This window comes from Saccharopolyspora soli (assembly GCF_022678645.1).
Classification (GTDB): Bacteria; Actinomycetota; Actinomycetes; order Mycobacteriales; family Pseudonocardiaceae; genus Saccharopolyspora; species Saccharopolyspora soli.
Genome location: NZ_JALBWV010000020.1, coordinates 35,915 through 52,926, shown reverse-complemented (window position 1 = coordinate 52,926; position 17,012 = coordinate 35,915). Strand labels below are relative to the sequence as shown.

Annotated in this window: 15 protein-coding genes and 1 riboswitch; of the genes, 8 read left to right on the top strand and 7 right to left on the bottom strand. The window is 69.5% G+C overall.

The features are described from left to right. The 3 genes from MOQ72_RS17100 to MOQ72_RS17090 are packed head-to-tail and all read right to left on the bottom strand — an operon-like array spanning position 1 to position 1,842. Positions 1-1,104, bottom strand: a complete 1,104-nt coding sequence (locus MOQ72_RS17100; RefSeq protein WP_242184696.1) for a WXG100 family type VII secretion target — start codon at positions 1,102-1,104, stop codon at positions 1-3. Continuing rightward, on the bottom strand, positions 1,088-1,408 hold the full coding sequence (locus MOQ72_RS17095; RefSeq protein WP_242184695.1) for a type VII secretion target: 321 nt from the start codon (positions 1,406-1,408) through the stop codon (positions 1,088-1,090). The genes MOQ72_RS17100 and MOQ72_RS17095 overlap by 17 nt, the downstream gene beginning before the upstream one ends. Then, positions 1,405-1,842 (bottom strand): YbaB/EbfC family nucleoid-associated protein, encoded by a 438-nt coding sequence (locus MOQ72_RS17090; RefSeq protein ID WP_242184694.1) that lies wholly within the window; start codon positions 1,840-1,842, stop codon positions 1,405-1,407. Before MOQ72_RS17090 ends, MOQ72_RS17095 begins: the two co-directional genes overlap by 4 nt. Before the next feature lie 118 nt (positions 1,843-1,960). Here MOQ72_RS17090 and MOQ72_RS17085 point away from each other — a divergent pair, with 118 nt between their 5' ends. Continuing rightward, positions 1,961-3,493, top strand: a complete 1,533-nt coding sequence (locus MOQ72_RS17085; protein ID WP_242184693.1) for a cobyric acid synthase — start codon at positions 1,961-1,963, stop codon at positions 3,491-3,493. 18 nt (positions 3,494-3,511) lie between these two features. Beyond that, positions 3,512-3,754 (top strand): type II toxin-antitoxin system Phd/YefM family antitoxin, encoded by a 243-nt coding sequence (locus tag MOQ72_RS17080; protein WP_242184691.1) that lies wholly within the window; start codon positions 3,512-3,514, stop codon positions 3,752-3,754. Here the strand turns inward: MOQ72_RS17080 and MOQ72_RS17075 are convergent. Continuing rightward, positions 3,730-4,425 carry a FadR/GntR family transcriptional regulator gene (locus tag MOQ72_RS17075; protein ID WP_242184689.1) on the bottom strand — a complete coding sequence of 232 codons (696 nt, stop codon included), beginning with the start codon at positions 4,423-4,425 and terminating at the stop codon, positions 3,730-3,732. The two genes, MOQ72_RS17080 and MOQ72_RS17075, sit on opposite strands and share 25 nt — an antisense overlap. Before the next feature lie 49 nt (positions 4,426-4,474). On the opposite strand from MOQ72_RS17075, the gene MOQ72_RS17070 reads away from it, so the two are divergent. Beyond that, on the top strand, positions 4,475-5,776 hold the full coding sequence (locus MOQ72_RS17070) for a CynX/NimT family MFS transporter (protein ID WP_242184686.1): 1,302 nt from the start codon (positions 4,475-4,477) through the stop codon (positions 5,774-5,776). Positions 5,777-5,846: 70 nt separating this feature from the next. Here MOQ72_RS17070 and MOQ72_RS17065 read toward each other — a convergent pair whose 3' ends face one another. From MOQ72_RS17065 to MOQ72_RS17055, 3 genes are all read right to left on the bottom strand, one after another. Continuing rightward, positions 5,847-7,244: a mycothione reductase gene (locus tag MOQ72_RS17065; protein ID WP_242184685.1), complete on the bottom strand. Its 1,398-nt coding sequence runs from the start codon at positions 7,242-7,244 to the stop codon at positions 5,847-5,849. 14 nt (positions 7,245-7,258) lie between these two features. After that, positions 7,259-8,284 carry a VanZ family protein gene (locus MOQ72_RS17060; protein WP_242184684.1) on the bottom strand — a complete coding sequence of 342 codons (1,026 nt, stop codon included), beginning with the start codon at positions 8,282-8,284 and terminating at the stop codon, positions 7,259-7,261. 189 nt (positions 8,285-8,473) lie between these two features. Then, positions 8,474-9,019 (bottom strand): YbhB/YbcL family Raf kinase inhibitor-like protein, encoded by a 546-nt coding sequence (locus MOQ72_RS17055; protein WP_242184683.1) that lies wholly within the window; start codon positions 9,017-9,019, stop codon positions 8,474-8,476. A 440-nt stretch (positions 9,020-9,459) separates the two neighbouring features. On the opposite strand from MOQ72_RS17055, the gene MOQ72_RS17050 reads away from it, so the two are divergent. The 5 genes from MOQ72_RS17050 (at position 9,460) to MOQ72_RS17030 (ending at position 17,009) form a co-directional block, all read left to right on the top strand. Further along, positions 9,460-10,443 carry a sugar kinase gene (locus tag MOQ72_RS17050; protein ID WP_242184682.1) on the top strand — a complete coding sequence of 328 codons (984 nt, stop codon included), beginning with the start codon at positions 9,460-9,462 and terminating at the stop codon, positions 10,441-10,443. 11 nt (positions 10,444-10,454) lie between these two features. After that, positions 10,455-11,066 (top strand): bifunctional 4-hydroxy-2-oxoglutarate aldolase/2-dehydro-3-deoxy-phosphogluconate aldolase, encoded by a 612-nt coding sequence (locus MOQ72_RS17045; RefSeq protein WP_242184681.1) that lies wholly within the window; start codon positions 10,455-10,457, stop codon positions 11,064-11,066. A 2-nt stretch (positions 11,067-11,068) separates the two neighbouring features. Beyond that, positions 11,069-11,980 (top strand): NAD(P)-dependent oxidoreductase, encoded by a 912-nt coding sequence (locus MOQ72_RS17040; RefSeq protein WP_242184680.1) that lies wholly within the window; start codon positions 11,069-11,071, stop codon positions 11,978-11,980. Between the two features lie 106 nt (positions 11,981-12,086). Further along, positions 12,087-12,220: riboswitch (cobalamin riboswitch) on the top strand. Between the two features lie 48 nt (positions 12,221-12,268). Continuing rightward, positions 12,269-15,949 (top strand): cobaltochelatase subunit CobN, encoded by a 3,681-nt coding sequence (cobN, locus tag MOQ72_RS17035; protein WP_242184678.1) that lies wholly within the window; start codon positions 12,269-12,271, stop codon positions 15,947-15,949. A gap of 253 nt (positions 15,950-16,202) precedes the next feature. Further along, a complete protein-coding gene (locus MOQ72_RS17030; protein ID WP_242184677.1) occupies positions 16,203-17,009 on the top strand; it encodes a S1 family peptidase in 807 nt (268 codons plus the stop codon). The last annotated feature ends 3 nt before the right edge of the window (positions 17,010-17,012 follow it).

Below are 17,012 nucleotides of genomic sequence, written 5' to 3'. Positions count from 1 at the left end.
CTACTTCCCGTCCTGGGAGTTCTCCGCCGCGTCGGCGCCGTCGTCGAGCTTCGCGGTCTCCTTGACCGTCTCGTAGCCGAACTTGCTGGCGCCACCGTCGGGTCCCATGTCGACCACCATGTCCGGGCGCAGGTCTCCGCTGGCGAACGGTTTGTACTCGGCGCCTCCGGCTTTGAACCCGGACCAGGCGTTGCTGAGCTTGCTGGCGCCTTCGGTGGTGGCATTCGAGGCGATGTCGTCGATCTGCTGACCGCTGATCGTCTTCGGCTGCACCTTGACCGCGTGCAGCGCTGGCGGGTTGGCCAGCCCCTCGAAGAAACCGTCCACTTTGGTCCGGATCGACTTGCCCGCCGAGCCCAGCTTGTCCAGGTGGCTGGAAAGGTTCTTGAGCACGTCGGCGAGCTTGTTCATCCACTCCGAGATCTTGTCCGCCCACTTGAGGGCGATCCGGATGGCGTCGGCGATGAGACCGCCCGCGGCGATGCCCGCGGTGCAGGCGGCGGCGATGCCCCACCTGAGGACGGCGCCGATGATTTCGCCGATGCAACCGGCGATCATGTCCCGCACGATGCCGCGCACCGCGCCGACCACGACCCCGGCGCCGTCCACCGCGCCCTTCACGCCGTTGCAGCCCTCGCCCAACGCATCGAGCATCTTCGAGGTGTCGGCGCCCAGGTTGCGGTAGGCGTCCCCGGCTTTGCCCTCCCAGCCGGTGGTGGCCTGCGCCGTCTGGCCGTACTCCTGGGCGACCGCCTTGACCTCCTTGCCGACGTTCTCCCAGGTGCTTGCCATGCCGGAGATGGCGTCCGGGTTGCCCATCAACGCGTCGAACGGTTCCCGGATGAACTCGACGTTCTCGATCAGCCAGCCGACGCCCCAGCTGGCCAGCGTGCCGAGCGGGTCGGCGGCCAACCCGACCATGTCGACGCCGAGGCCCAGGGCGTTGAGGCCCGCGGAGTCCCAGTCGCCGTTCTGGATCGCTTGGGCGGTGCCGACGAGGTTCTCCGCCCCGCCAGCCCCGCTCATCGGGTTGGCGGTGCCTTTGGCCTCGGATTCCTTCGCCGATTCCGCGGCGGTGACCTGGAGGCTATCTGCCGAAGTCAACGTGCACCCCCTGGATGTGCTGGAGGCTTTCCTGGTCCCGCTGCTGGTACTCGTTGGCGGTGTCGTCGAGTGCTTGCCGCAGCGATGCCAGCGCCTTCCCGCCGCTTTCGATGTTCGCCTTCATGTCCTCCGCGATGCTGATCGCCTGGGTGGCGAGGAACTGCCCGAAAATGCCGAAAGCGTTGCTGTCGAGACTGGCCTGAGCCGCGGACTTCGCGCTGTCCACCCGGCTGGCGAAGCCCTGCACCTCGTTGCTGTGCTTGCTGATCACCGGTATGTCGGCCCGGAAGCCGTCGTCGCTCATCGCAGGAAGCTCCCCCCGCTGTTGTCGTCGAAGTCGTCGTCGCGGTTGTCCGACGCAGCAGGTCGCGACGGGGTTTCGTCGGTGCCGTCCCCGGCGTACCCGTGCGGCAGGCTGTTCTTGACGAAGTCCAGCGCCGCGCCGTCGCCGACGAACTGCTGCATGACCTCCACCATCTGGCCCGCGGCCTGCCGCTGGGCCTGCCGGACGCATTCCATGATCGTCGCGGCGACCTGGTCCGGTTTCGGGTGCTGGAAGCCGTTGCCGAACTGGATGTCCTCCAGCACGCCGCTGCTGTTGACCCGCACGGTGATCTGCCCGTCGCGGGACGTGGCGGTGGCGCCGACCTGCGCGAGCTCGTTCTGCGCCCGATCAGTGTCCGCCTTGATCTTCTGGAGTTTGGCGTTGTACTGCGTCAGCCAGTCGTCTGGATCCATGACCCGCCTTTCTGAAGATGGGAACGGACACAGCGGGCATAGTAGTGGGTCGATCACGGCACGTGGCCGGGTTCGAGGACTCTGCCGGAGACGTCGTCGAATGCGATAGGAACGTCGTGTGAATGCGTTGTTGGTCGCTGGGACGACTTCGGATGCCGGGAAGAGCGTGGTCACCGCCGGGATTTGCCGGTGGTTGGCGCGCGGTGGTGCTCGGGTTGCGCCGTTCAAGGCGCAGAACATGTCCAACAACTCGGTTGTGACGCCGGATGGCGGTGAGATCGGCCGAGCGCAGGCGTTGCAGGCCGCCGCTTGCGGCGTCGAGCCTTCGGTGCGGTTCAACCCGGTGCTGCTCAAGCCCGGCAGCGACCGCAGCTCGCAGGTCGTGGTGCTCGGCCAGGTCTCCGGCGAGGTGACCGCGATGTCGTACCGGGACCGCAAAGCCGCGCTGCTGGACACCGTGGTGTCCACATTGGACGATTTGCGGGCGGAGTACGACTACGTGGTGTGCGAGGGCGCCGGGTCGCCCGCCGAGATCAACCTGCGCGCCAACGACATCGCCAACATGGGCCTGGCGCGAGCCGCTGGACTGCCGGTGCTGGTGGTCGGCGACATCGATCGCGGTGGGGTGTTCGCGCAGCTCTTCGGCACCCTCGCGCTGTTGGACGCGGCTGACCAGGCGCTGGTGGCCGGGTTCCTGATCAACAAGTTCCGCGGCGATCCGGCGTTGCTGGAGCCCGGCCTGGACCAGCTGCGCGCGCTGACCGGCCGCCCGGTGCACGGCGTGCTCCCGTGGGCCGAGGAACTGTGGTTGGACGCCGAGGATTCACTGTCCTATGTGGCCGATGGTGTGGTCGGGCGACCGGCCCCGCCGGAGGGCGGGCAATGGTTGCGGGTCGCGGTGCCGAGGCTGCCTCGGATCTCCAACGCCACCGACGTCGAGGCGCTGGCTGCTGAGCCGGGCGTCGCGGTCCGGTTCGTCACCGAGCCCTCGCGGCTGGCCGATGCCGACCTGGTCGTGTTGCCCGGCTCGAAGTCGACGGTCGCGGACCTGGCGTGGTTGCGCCGCAGCGGTCTGGCAGACGCGATCCGCGCGCACGTCAGCGCCGGACGGCCGGTAGCCGGGATTTGCGGCGGTTTCCAGATGCTGTCCCAGCGCATCGTCGATGAGGTCGAGTCCGGCGCCGGGGCGGTCGATGGGCTCGGCCTGCTCGACCTGGAGATCGAGTTCGCGCCGCTGAAGACGTTGGCCCGGCCGTGCGGCACTGCCTTCGGCGAACCGGTCACGGGCTACGAGATCCACCACGGCGTCGCCGTCCGCTGCGGAGAGCTGGCTCCGCTGGTGGATTTGCCGGATGGGCAAACCGAAGGCGTGGTGACCGACTCCGTGCTCGGTACCCACTGGCACGGACTTTTCGAGAACGACTCGTTCCGGCGGGCCTTCCTGCGCTGGGCGGCGCTGCGCGCCGGGCGGGATGGCTTCGAACCGGCCGACGGCACGGTGTTCGCCGAAGTCCGCGGCAGGCAGCTGGACCTGCTCGGGGACCTGGTGGAAAAACACCTGGACACCGACGCCTTGCGCGGCCTGTTGGAGCACGGCGTGCCCGCTGGGCTGCCGCGGCTGTCCTCGGGAATGCTGCCAGGATCGGTGTGATCCGGGTAACGTCGAGCCATGGCTGCCGAATTCTCCGTTGATGAAGCCCGCGAGCGACTGGTGGAGCTGCTCGACCGCGCCGAGTCCGGGGAGGAGATCGTGATCACCCGCTTCGGCGCACCGTCGGTGTGGCTGCAACCAGCGCAGCCCCGGTCCAGCGGTGGGTTCGCCGCTGGTGTGATCGCGGCGGCGTGGGTCGCCCCGGTCGCCGGAGACGCGTTCGACGTCGGAACGGACTACTGGCCGGACTCGTCCGCCTGACTCCCCATCTGGGCCAGCAGTTCGTCGAGGAACGCGCCCGCTTCCTCGGCAGCTCGGCGTGGCTCGCTGTCGCGCACTGCCGCCAGCAGTTCGGTGTGCGAGATGTGCTGTTCCGGCGGGGTCTCCGGGTTGAAGGTGGTCGCCACGCTGGAGGCCACCGCTTCGCGGATCCCTTCGTACAACGAGATCAGCACCGGGTTGTGCGAAGCCGCGACCAGCCGCGCGTGGAACTCGGCGTCGGTGGTGACGACCTCGGCGCTGTCCAGGCGCTGCACCGCCGCATCGCGGGCGGCCAGGCAGATCTCCAGTTCGCGCAGGTCGTCCTCGGTTCGCGCCCGAGCGGCCAGTCTCGCGCCCTCCACTTCCAGCGCGCGTCGGACCTCCAGCACCTGGCGCAGTTCGGGGCCGCAGAGCTTGCGCACCGCGCCGGAGATCTCGCTGGTGGCGCGCACGAACGTGCCGTCGCCCTGGCGCACTTCCAGCAGCCCGGCGTGCGAAAGCGCGCGGACCGCCTCGCGGACGGTGTTGCGGCCGACGCCGAGAGCGATCACGAGCTCGGTCTCGGGCGGGATCTTGCCGCCCAGCGGCCATTCCCCGGACGAGACGAGCTCCCGGATCTGGGCGATGACCTGATCGACCAGTCCGGTCCGTTTGGCGGTGACCAAAGGCACTGACAGGTCCTTTCGTCCAAACATCCTACGTTTGACATACTAGGTCGCGATGTCCACCGAGTCACGACCCCAGCACGCCCCTGACGGTGTGGCTGACCAGGATGCCACCCGCCCCCGCACTGATGATCATGAGGACGCACTTTCGATCGAGAACGAGGGTGCGGCCGAGGTGGTCTTCCCCGACCGGCACATCGCGATGGCCGGTGGCGGACTGCTGCTCGCCGGTGTCGCGCTCGCGGCGGCGAACATGCGCCCGGCAGTCACCAGCCTGGCGTCGGTGCTCGGCGAAGTCCGCGACTCGCTGGGTGCGTCCAGCACCTGGGCGAGCGTGGTGACCTCCGTGCCAACGTTGTGCTTCGGGCTTGCGGGCATCAGTGCTCCGCTGCTGGCCAGGCGGATGGGCATCAACAAGGTCATCGGTGTGTCGCTTGCCGTGCTGACCGCCGCCATGCTGCTGCGGGTGACCGACGGCCCGTGGGCGGTGCTGGGTGGGACTGTCCTGGTCTGCGCCGCGATCGCGATGTGCAACGTGCTGATCCCGGTGGTGGTCAAGGAGTCGTTCCCGACTCGGGTCGGGATGGCCACCGCGCTCTACACCACCGCGATGGCCGCAGGTGGCGCGAGCGGTTCGGCGCTCACGCCGTACCTGAACTCCGCCACTGGTAGTTGGCGGCTGTCACTGGCGACCTGGGCTGTTGTCGCGCTGGCCGCGCTGTGCGTGTGGGTGCCCGCCACGGCTCGTCGCACTTCCAGCCGTCGGGTCGCCGTTTCGGCTGGCCCGCGGCGGTCGCTGCTGCGCAGCCCACTGGCGTGGGTGATCACCGCCTACTTCGCGATGCAGTCGTTGGTCGCCTACGTCGTGATGGGCTGGATGCCCGAGGTGTTCAAGGGCGCCGGGATGGACGCCACCAGCGCGGGCCTGCTGCTCGGGTTGTTGTTGCTGATCGGTGTGCCGGTCAACATGATCCTGCCGCCGCTGGTGACCAAGACGCGCAGCCAGTCGATGTGGGCCGTCGGGCTCGCGGGGCTGAACCTGATCGGGTTGCTGGGGCTGCTGCTAGCGCCGTTGAGCGCGCCGGTGGTGTGGGCGCTGGCGATCGGGATCGGGATTTGCGCTTTCCCGTTGGCGCTGGTGCTCATCTCGCTGCGGACCGCCAACGCCGCCGACACCGCCGTGCTGTCCGCGATGTCGCAGAGCCTCGGTTACCTGATCGCGTCTTTCGGGCCGTTCGTGTTCGGCGTGCTGCACGACGCGACCGGCGACTGGTCGGCATCGCTGATCGCGGTCATGGTGATCGTCGCGGCCCAGGCGGTCGTCGGCGTCATCGCCGGTCGACCCCGCACGATCTGACCCACCATCGCAACGCCGTCCCGCGATAGCTGCGCAATTTCTCGCGAAATTGCGCAGCGCGCCGGCCGGGTTACTTCAGGGGCAGGTTGAGCAGGGCGTTTTCCACCAGTTCCGGCATGCCGGGGTGGATCCAGTACTGGCCGCAGGCCATGGTGCGGGCGTCCAGGCCGAAGTGCATCGCCTGGATCAGCGGCTGCAGCAGGGTCGGTGCTTGGGGGCCGATGATGTGGGCGCCCAGGAGCTGGCCGGTGTCCGGGTCGGCGAGCAGTTTGGCGAAACCGGTGGTGTCCTCCATCGCCCAGCCGTAGGCGATGCCCGCGTAGTCCTGGGTCGACGTCACGTAGTTGACGCCGCGCCGCTCCGCCTCCTGCTCGGTGAGACCGACCGAGGCGATCTGCGGCGAGGAGAACACCGCGTGCGGCACGAACCGGTGGTCGGACTCGATCGGCTCTTCGGGGTGCAGCAGGTTGTGCTGCACGACGCGCATCTCGTGGTTGGCGACGTGCTTGAGCTCGTAGTCGGAGCTGATGTCGCCCAATGCCCAGACCCCATCGACGGAGGTCAGCTGGGTCGCGTCGGCCTTGATCTTGCCGTCCGCGGTGAGTTCGAACCCACCGGCCGCGGCATCGAGCAGGTCGGTGTTGGGCACCCGGCCCACCGCGATGAGCAGCGCCTCGGCCGACACCACCTCGGCACCCTCCGGCCCTTCCAGGTGCAGGCGGACCAGCTCGCCGTCGCGCTCGACCGCGATCTCCTTGCGGTTCAACCGCAGGTCCCACCGCCCGGCGGCGAGCTCGGTGAACCGCTTGGAGATGTCGACGTCCTCCCCGCGCAGCACGCGCCCGGAGCGGGCGATCATGGTGACCTCGACGCCCAGCGAGGAGAACACGTGCGCGAATTCCGCGCCGACGAACCCGGTGCCCATGATGATCATCCGGCTGGGCAGTCGGTCGAGCCGCATCACGGTGTCGCTGGTGTAGTAGTCGACCTGGTCCAGACCGGGGATGTCCGGGATCGACGGACGACCACCGGCCGCCACCACGACGCGGTCCGCGTTGATCTCCTCGGGCCCGGCGGCGGTTTCCACCCTCAGCTGCTTGACGCCGGTGAACCGGGCGACGCCCTCGTAGAGGGTGACGTTCGGGTTGTCCTCAGCGCGGTAGCGGCGGCCACCGGCCGAGATCGCGTCGATGCGGCCGAAGATCCGGTCCCGGATGTCGCGCCAGCGCACGTCGCGCAGTTCGAGATCGACGCCGAGCTTCGCGCCACTGGCCGGGGAACCGGCGACATCGGCGGTGTGCACGAACATCTTCGTCGGGATGCAGCCGACGTTCAGGCACGTGCCGCCGTAGGCGTCGTTGGGGCCGATGCCCTTCTCGACCAGGGCGACGTCCCAGTCGGCGAACCGCTCGTCGATGATCGAGTTGCCGGAACCGGTACCGATGATGATCAGATCGAAATGCCGCACTGGTCCATCCTGCCTCACATCGAGCGAGCCGCGGTCGGCACGCGCTGGCTTCGTCGGGCGTCGATGACTTCCAACCCGGTGAGCAGCCCGCTGATTCCGCGGCGATCTCGGGTACTGGTCACACCCCAGGCGTGCGCGGTGCACCACAGCAACCCGAGCACCGCATTCGGTTCCCCCGTCGCGACCTGGCACACCCCCTGGGACAGGGCGAGCCCGCCGGTCCCGACCGCCCAGCGGCACAGCACCGCAGCCGCTCCGGGGCGGCCGTTCGGCGCTCGGGCCCGCAACACCACCGCGTGCTGGCCGAGCGAGCTGCCATTTCCGATCAGCGCCGCGACCAGCAACAACACGGCAGGGGCGAACCACAACGCGGCTGCCTCCCACCAGCGCGTGGGAGCAGCGCGGGCCAGTCGGAGGCCGATGTCCGCCGCACGAGCGCAGACGACGCCGAGCCACCACAGCAGCAGCACGTCGCAACACATGCCCAGCAGTCGGCGGTTGGCGGTGACCGGGCGCGGTTCGGCGGCGGGACGACCGGTGGCACCGGAGGGCAGGCGTCGCAGGAGCGGCGCGAACAGGCCGCCGAGCAGTGCGCCGATGGTGTTGGCGATGACGTCGTCGACATCGAAGACCCGGTAGGGGCACGGGTAGACGAACCAGATCCCGGTGAGCTGGGTCAGCTCGATGGCCAGCGACGCCGTCGATCCGAGCAGCGCCGCAGCGGGTAAGCCGCGCCGCGCGAGCGCGCCCAGCGGGACGAAGAGCGCGATGTTGCACGCGAACTGCTCCAACATCGCGGAGTCGGTCAGCCCGGCGAACGGTCGCCACTGCGGAGCGAAGCACGTCGCGCCGGATGGCAACGGCAGGAAGACGTAGCAGAACAGGCCGATCGCGTAGAGCAGGACGGCGAAGCGCAGCACCGCGATGCCCACGCGGAGCTCGCCGTGCCGCCGGTGCTCACCAGCGACGAACGGCGCGAACAGCAGCGCGGCCACCGCAGTGGCGACCAGCGCCGCCAACGATCCCGGCAGCACGCTCATCTCGATCTCCTGAAGTCGCGAAACCTCCCTGCATGTAAAGAGGCGCGAGGGGACGATTCAGATACATCTCGATCGAGCGATCTTGGCGCGGACAAAAGCCGTGCCCGTCCCGGAAGCACCAGGACGAGCACGGCTTCGGCGTCTGGTTGTCCTTGAACTAGTTCCGCATGCGGCGAAGTCGCCGGTTCGTCAGCGCTGGTAGGTCGGCGTGATGACGGCCCGCGCGAGGGTGTGGAAGGTCAGGTTGAAGCTGACCACCGCCGGGCTGGCGTTCTCGTCCACGCCGAGCTTCTCGGTGTCCACGGCGTGGACCACGAAGTAGTAGCGGTGCGGCCGGTCGCCGGGCGGCGGGGCGGCGCCGCCGAAGGCGCGCTCACCGAAGTCGTTGGACACGTGGAAGGACCCGGCCGGGATGCCCCGCCCGTCGCGGTTGCCCGCGTCGGTGGCCAGCTCGGTGACGTCGGCGGGCACGTCGACCAGGATCCAGTGCCAGAAACCGCCCGGAATGGGCGCGTCCGGGTCGAAGCAGGTCACCGCGAAGCTCTTGGTGTTCTCCGGGAAACCGGACCAGCGCAGCTGGGGCGAGTGGTTCTGGCCGTCGGCGCCCATGCCGTCGAAGGCGTGGGCCTGCGGCATCGGCTGCCCGTCGGTCACATCGTCGGAGGTGACGGTGAACGCCGGAACCGCAGGCAGCAGCGAATACGGGTCCGGGTCGATCGGGCGCTCCAAGCTCATGCGAGCATCCTCCATTTCCTGGGTCTGTACGTGATCACCGGGATTCTCAGCCTAGAGCCTGTCTTTGAACTCGTCTTGCGTGGCGGTGCGGGTGGCGGAACCCCAGAGGTCATCTCGACTCCGGGATCCCCGACATCATGTATGTCCGATACGCGGCGTCGGGGCTGTCCTCGCGGGGAGAACCCCAGAGGGGTGGGCACCGTGAACCCGCGGCGGTGCAAGTGCCGTAGGTGGGCTAAGCGGCTGGCGCCGCTTCAAAGACAAGATCAAAAAAAGACCTAGGGGTCAGCTGCTCGCCACCCGCGCGGCGCACATCGGATCCGCAACGTGTCCAACGCCGCACAGGTGTATTGCACATAGTGCAACGGGGATGTGTATTTCGCAGGGTCGAGTCGTTAAGCTGTCGTCCGACGATGCGGCGCGGGATCGAGGAGGCGAACGTGGCGGAGCCGAGCAGCGGCCCCCGTGAGGTGTTGTGCCTGGGGGAGACGATGTCGCTGGTCGCCCCGGCCGCCCCGGTTTCCCTCGAACAGGCCCCGACGTTCACCCTGTCCGCCGGTGGTGCCGAGTCCAATGTGGCCATTCACCTGGCCGCGCTCGGGCACCGCGTCGGTTGGGCCAGTCGGGTCGGGGACGATCCGCTCGGCCGCCGCCTGGTCGCGGCCATCGCGGCCGCCGGGGTGGACACCGGCCTGGTGGAGGTCCGCGCGGACGCGCCGACGGGCGTCTACTTCAAGGACCCCGGCCCGCAGGGCACCAAGGTGTACTACTACCGAGCGGGCTCGGCCGCGTCCACAATGGACGAGAACTTCCTCGCTGACGAACTGCTCGACGAGCCGCGGTTGCTGCACATCAGCGGCATCACCTCCGCGCTGTCCGACGGCTGCGACCGGCTCGTGCGGCGAGTGCTGACCCGCCAACGCCGCGCCCGGATCACCTTCGACGTCAACTACCGCCCGGCGCTGTGGTCGGTCGCGCAGGCCGGGCCGCGCCTGCGCGAACTCGCCCAGCTCGCCGACGTGGTGTTCGTCGGATTGGACGAGGCGACCACCCTCTGGGGCGTCGAAACCGCTGCGGACGTGCGGAAACTGCTGGATGAGCCGAGTACGGTCGTGGTGAAGGACGGTGCCGACGCCGCCTACGCCCTGGGGGTCGACGCGGTGGTCGTGCCAGCCCCGAAGGTCGACGTGGTCGAACCGGTGGGCGCCGGGGACGCGTTCGCAGCCGGATACCTCTCCGGCATGCTGCGCGGCGAAGACGGCGTCCGCTGCCTGCGGCTCGGGCACATCCTGGCCGCCCACAGCCTGCTCAGCACCGAGGACCACGTGGCGCCGCCGAAGCGCGACGCCGTAGCGGAGTGGCTCGGCTACGACGAGCAGCAGTGGGGCACCTTGAGCTTCGGCAGCGGTGCAGCATCCGATTAGTAGGAGTGATCGTGGGTTTCTTCGACAAGCTCTTGACCGGCCCGGTCATGGCGATCCTGCGCGGGATGGACCCGCAGCGGACCGTCGAACTGGCCGAGCGGGCGTGGGATCTGGGCATCGAGGCGGTCGAGGTGCCGATCGAGACCCAGCAAGCCGAACCGTCGCTGCGCGCGGCGGTGCGGGCGGGCGCCGAGCGGGGGCGGCCGGTGGGTGCCGGGACGGTCGTGACCATCGAGCAGCTGCACACCGCCAAGGAGCTCGGCGCGGCGTTCACCGTGGCGCCGGGTCTGGACGCCGACGTGGTGCGGCTGAGCGCGGAACTCGACCTGCCGCACCTGCCCGGCGTCGCGACTCCGAGCGAGATCCAGCGCGCGCACCGGCTCGGGCTGTCGTGGGTCAAGGCGTTTCCGGCAGCTGAGTTGGGCGCCGGTTGGTTCCGGGCGATGCTCGGACCGTTCCCGGGTCTGCGGATGGTGGCCACCGGTGGGATGAATTCGCACAACGCGCCGGAATTCCTCGCTGCCGGCGCCACCGTGGTGGCGGTCGGTTCGGCGCTGGAGGATGCCGAGCAACTGCCTGCCTTGGCGAAGTTGGTCGAGAAGCGCTCATCCGAGACGGAGTAGACGTGAAGGTCCACATTGGTCCGGTCGCACCGCCCGAGCTGGCGGCGGCCGTCGTCGCGGCGGGGGCCGAGCTGAGCCCGGTCGCCGAGTCCACCGCGCTGGTCTGGTACGGCGGCAAGCCCGCGCAGTTCGCCGAGTTCGACCACCCCGGCCTGGAGTGGGTGCAACTTCCCTCGGCCGGTATCGAGTCGTGGGTGGCCGCTGGCGCATTGCGCGACGGCATCACCTTCACCTCGGCTGCGGGTACCTACGCCCAGACCGTCGCCGAGCACACGCTCGGCCTGATGCTGGCCGGAGCGCGACGGCTGAACGTGATGGCGCGGGCCGAGCGCTGGGCGCATCCGGAGGGCATGCGCGGCCTGTTCGGCGCCACGGTGGGGATCATCGGTGCAGGTGGCATCGGGCGGGCGTTGATCGAGCTGCTGCGGCCCTTCGGGGTTCGGGTGCTCGCGGTCAACCGGTCCGGCAAACCGGTGGACGCAGCGGCCTGGACCTGGGCGGCCGACGACATCGCCGGGGTGCGCCAGCTGCTCGCCGAGTCGGACTTCGTCGTGCTCGCCGCGCCAGCGACCGCCGAGACCGCGAAGCTGATCGATGCCGATGCGCTGTCCCGGATGCGGGCCGACGCGTGGTTGATCAACGTCGCGCGCGGATCGCTGGTCGACACCGACGCGCTGGTGGCGGCGCTGGACGCGGAGCGCATCGGAGGTGCGGCGCTGGACGTCACGGACCCGGAGCCGCTGCCGGAGGGACATCCGCTGTTCCAGCACCCACGGGCACTCATTTCGCCGCACTCGGCGAACCCGAAGTCGTTGCTGATCCCGGCCCTGGCTCGGCGCGTCGAGGAGAACGTCCGCCGTCGGCTGGCAGGCGAGCCGTTGCTGGGCGTGGTCGACCGCGCGGTGGGCTACTGACTTTCGTGAGTGGTTGCGGCTGTTATGACGACCATTGCCGCTCACGACAGTTCGGGCGCGGCGGGTTGTCGTTAGGATGGCCGTGAGCCAGACGGCGGTGTCGCGGAGGAACCCGGTGCGAATCCGGGGCGGTCGCGCCACTGTGACCGGGGAGCAGCCCCCAACCAGCCACTGCCCAGACCGCGATGGCGGCTCGGGTGGGAAGGCGGGGACCTGCGGTGATCCGGGAGCCAGGACACTCCTGCCGCCGTGACCCCACCGGGGCGCGCACCCCGAGAGAGGACGACCGTGAGCGAGCCTGCCCGCGAAACGACCCGAGTCCTGCTGCTGTCCACGGCGGACACCGATCTGCTGGCCGCCCGAGCCGCCGACGCCGACTACCGGGTCGCCAACCCCGCCCGCGTCGCCGCCGAAGAGGTTCCGCAGCTGCTCACCGGCGTGGACGTCGTAGTGGTCCGCCTGCTCGGCGGCCGTCGGGCCTGGTCGGAGGGCCTGGACGCGGTGCTGGCCGCCGGAATCCCGACGGTCGCGCTCGGTGGCGAGGCCACCCCGGACGCCGAGCTGATGGCACTGTCCACTGTGCCCACCGGCGTCACCACGCAGGCGTTGGCCTACCTCGTCGAAGGTGGTCCGGGCAACCTCGCCCAACTGGCCCGATTCCTCTCCGACACGGTGCTGCTGACCGGGGAGGGCTTCGCCGCGCCGGAGAAGACGCCGGAGTTCGGCCGCCACGGTGTTCGCCCGCACGACCCGTCCCGGCCGACGGTGGGCATCGTCTTCTACCGCGCCCACGCCCTGGCGGGCAACACCGCGTTCGTGGATTCCCTCGCCGACCAGGTGGAAAGCGCTGGTGCCAACGCCGTCCCGGTGTTCTGCGGTTCGCTGCGCGGGTTGTCGGACGCGGCCGGTCTGCGCGCGCTGCTCAGCGACTGCGATGCCCTGGTGGCGACAGTGCTGGCGGCGGGCGGAGCGGTCGCGGCGGAGGCGAGCGCGGGTGGCGATGAGGACTCCTGGGACGCCGGTGCGCTGGCCGAACTCGACATCCCCGTGCTGCAGGGCCTGTGCCTGACCACCAGCCGTGCGGTGTGGGAGGCGAGCGACGCGGCGCTGTCGCCGATGGACGCGGCGATGCAGGTCGCGGTCCCGGAGTTCGACGGTCGGCTGATCAGCGTTCCGTTCTCCTTCAAGGAAAACGGTCCGGACGGCATCCCGGTCTACGTCGCCGATCCGGAGCGAGCGCGCCGCGTCGCGGGCACGGCGGTGTCACTGGCCCGGCTGCGCCACGTCGGCAACGAGGACAAGCGGCTCGGCGTGGTCCTCTCGTCCTATCCGACCAAGCATTCCCGCGTCGGCAACGCCGTCGGTCTGGACACGCCAGCATCGGCGGTCGTGCTGCTGCGCGAGCTGGCGGCCATTGGCTACGACCTCGGCGGACTGGATGTGTCGGGTTTGGACGGTGACCGCCTGATCCACCGGCTGATCGCGGCAGGCGGACATGACGTCGAGTGGCTGACCGAGGACCAGATGTCCCAGGCAGCGATCACCGTGCCCGCCACGCGCTACCGCGAATGGTTCGACGCGCTGCCGGAATCGTTGCGGGCGGCGATGACCGAGCATTGGGGCGAGCCGCCGGGCAGCCTCTACGTCGATGACGAGGGCTCGATGTACGTCGCGGCGCTGCGCTTCGGCAACGTGGTGCTGATGATCCAGCCGCCGCGCGGCTTCGGGGAGAACCCGATCGCGATCTACCACGATCCGGACCTGCCGCCGTCGCACCAGTACCTGGCCGCCTACCGGTGGTTGGCCGAGGAGTTCGGCGCGCACGCGGTGATCCACCTGGGCAAGCACGGCACCCTGGAATGGCTGCCGGGCAAGGGCCTGGGGCTGGCCGCCGACTGCGCCCCGGACGCGGTGCTGGGCGAGCTCCCGCTGATCTACCCGTTCATCGTCAACGATCCCGGCGAGGGCACCCAGGCCAAGCGCCGGGGGCACGCCGTGGTGGTCGACCACATGATCCCGCCGATGGCCCGCGCGGACACCTACGGCGACATCGCCAAGCTGGAGCAGTTGCTCGACGAGTACGCCATCGTCGCCGACCTCGACCCGGACAAGAAACCCACGCTGCGCAGCCAGATCTGGGAGCTGGTCACTTCCGCCGAGCTGCACCACGACCTGCACCAGGAGGACCAGCCGGACGCGGCTTCCTTCGACGACTTCGTGCTGCACGTCGATGGCTACCTGTGCGAGATCAAGGATGTGCAGATCCGCGACGGCCTGCACATCCTGGGCCGCGCGCCGCAGGACGACGAGCTGGTCAACGACGTGCTCGCGATCCTGCGCGCCCGGCAGGTCTTCGGCGGAACCGTCGGCGCGCTGCCCGGCCTGCGCGCCGCCCTGTCCGTCCACTTCGGACTAGATGAGCAGGCGTTGCTGGCCGAGCCGGGCGCCAAGGTGGCCGTGCCGAGCACGTTGACGCAGCTCGTCGAGGGCCCGGCCGCGTCCGCATCGGATGCGGTCGACCTGCTGGAATCCTTGGCGCGCAAGCTGATCACCGCGCTGGCCGAGTCGGGGTGGCAGGCCGGGCAAGCCCAGGCCGTGGTCGCCGAGGTGTTCGGTGCCGCGGTGGACCCGGTGGTGCGGGTGCTGCGTTTCGCCTGCGCCGAGGTCGTGCCCCGGCTGGCTCGGACCACCGAGGAGGTCGAGCACCTCGTGCACGCGCTGGACGGTGGCTTCGTCCCGGCCGGTCCGTCCGGGTCGCCGACCCGCGGGCTGATCTCGGTGCTGCCCACCGGCCGCAACTTCTACTCGGTTGACCCGAAGGCCATCCCGTCCCGCAACGCCTTCGAGGTCGGCTCGGCGCTGGCCGAGTCGCTGCTGGCGCGGCACCGCGCGGACACCGGCGACTACCCGAGGTCGGTCGGGCTGACGGTGTGGGGCACCTCCGCGATGCGCACCCAGGGCGACGACCTCGGCGAGGTGCTGTGGCTGCTGGGCTGCCGCCCGGTGTGGGACGACGCCTCGCGTCGGGTGACCGGCTTCGAGGTGGTGCCGGTGGCGGAGTTGGGCCGCCCGCGCATCGACGTGGTGGTCCGCATCTCCGGTTTCTTCCGCGACGCCTTCCCGCACGTGGTGGCGCTGATCGACGACGCGGTGCGGACCGTGGCCGCGTTGGACGAGCCCGACGAGGACAACTACGTCGCCGCGCACTACCGCGCCGACCTGGGCGAGCACGGCGACGACCGGCGTGCCTCCACGCGCATCTTCGGTTCCAAACCGGGCGCCTACGGCGCGGGTCTGCTGCCGCTGATCGACGCCCGGAACTGGCGCAGCGACGCCGATCTCGCCGAGGTGTACGCGACCTGGGGCGGCTACGCCTACGGGCGCGGGCTGGACGGCCGGGCGGCGCGCACCGACATGGAGTCGGCGTTCCGCCGCATCCAGGTCGCGGCGAAGAACGTCGACACCCGCGAGCACGACATCGCCGATTCCGACGACTACTTCCAGTACCACGGCGGCATGGTCGCGATGGTGCGGGCCCTGGCCGGGCAGAACCCGGCCGCCTACGTCGGCGACTCGGCAGTGCCGCACGCGGTCAAGACCCGGACGTTGGGTGAGGAGACCAAGCGCGTCTTCCGGGCCCGCGTGGTCAACCCGAAGTGGATCTCGGCAATGCAGCGGCACGGTTACAAGGGCGCGTTCGAACTGGCGGCCACAGTGGACTACCTGTTCGGCTTCGATGCCACCGCTGGCGTGGTCGACGACTGGATGTACGCGAAGCTGGCCGAGTCCTACGTGTTCGACGACCAGGTGCAGCAGTTCCTGCGCCAGTCCAATCCGTGGGCGTTGCGCGGCATGACCGAGCGACTGCTGGAAGCAGCCGACCGCGGCCTGTGGGCCGACCCCGACCAGGCCACCCTCGACGATCTGCGCGCGGTCTACCTGGAGCTGGAAGGCCAGTTGGAGGACTGACCCGCCGCATGCGTGGAAGTACCTGTTCCCACCAGTAGCTCCACTCATCGGCACGGAAGTCCTGTTTGGACACTCCAGGTAGGCCGATCGGGTGGTAAATGTGCTGTTATTCCACCCGATCGGGTTGCGCTGATTGGTCCAGGTGTATCTGAAAACGGGTTGTGATCCTCTTTCTCAGGGACACTTTGGACGAGCCGGAGGCGGCGGGTCGAACTACGGCGTGCCGGATGGCTCCGGGGGAGGAGGCAACGAGATGGCGGACACACGGCGCCGGATGTGGTCGATGGCCGGACTGCTGGCGGCGGCGACCCTGTCGTCGGGCCTGCTGACCACGACGGCGAACGCTGCGGACCCCGACTCGTCGGAGACCAAGGCGCCGCCCATCGTGGGTGGCCAGCCAGCCAAGATCGCCGAACACCCGTGGGTGGTGTACCTGACCGACAGCCAGGGCAACCAGTTCTGCGGGGGCACGATCGGCAAGGCGAACAAGATCGTCACCGCCGCCCACTGCGTCAACGGGGAGAAGCCGGAGGCGGTCCAGGTCGTCGCCGGGCGGGAGAGCAAGCAGGCCACCGACGGCAAGATCGCCAAGGTGACCGGCATCTGGGTGCACCCGGCCTACCAGAACGCCAACAGCGGCGCTGATGTCGCCGTGTTGACCCTGGACCAGCAACTGCCGCAGGAGCCGCTGGCGGTGGCGTCCAAGGACGACGGTGCGCTGTACCAGGCCGGGAAGACCTCCACGGTGCTCGGTTGGGGTGCCACTGCCGAAGGGGGCCAGGCATCGGACATCTTGCAGAAGGCCGAGGTGCCGCTGGTCAGCGATCAGGAGTGCCAGAAGGCGTATCCGCAGTACAAGGCGGATGCGATGGTGTGCGCCGGATTCCCGCAAGGCGGTGTGGACAGCTGCCAGGGTGATTCCGGCGGACCGCTGGTGGTCGAGAACAAGCTGGTCGGGATCGTCTCCACCGGCAACGGCTGCGCCCGGCCGAACGCGCCGGGCATCTACACGAGGGTGTCCACGTACCACGACGATGTCCAGGCACAACTGGGGTCCTGAAGC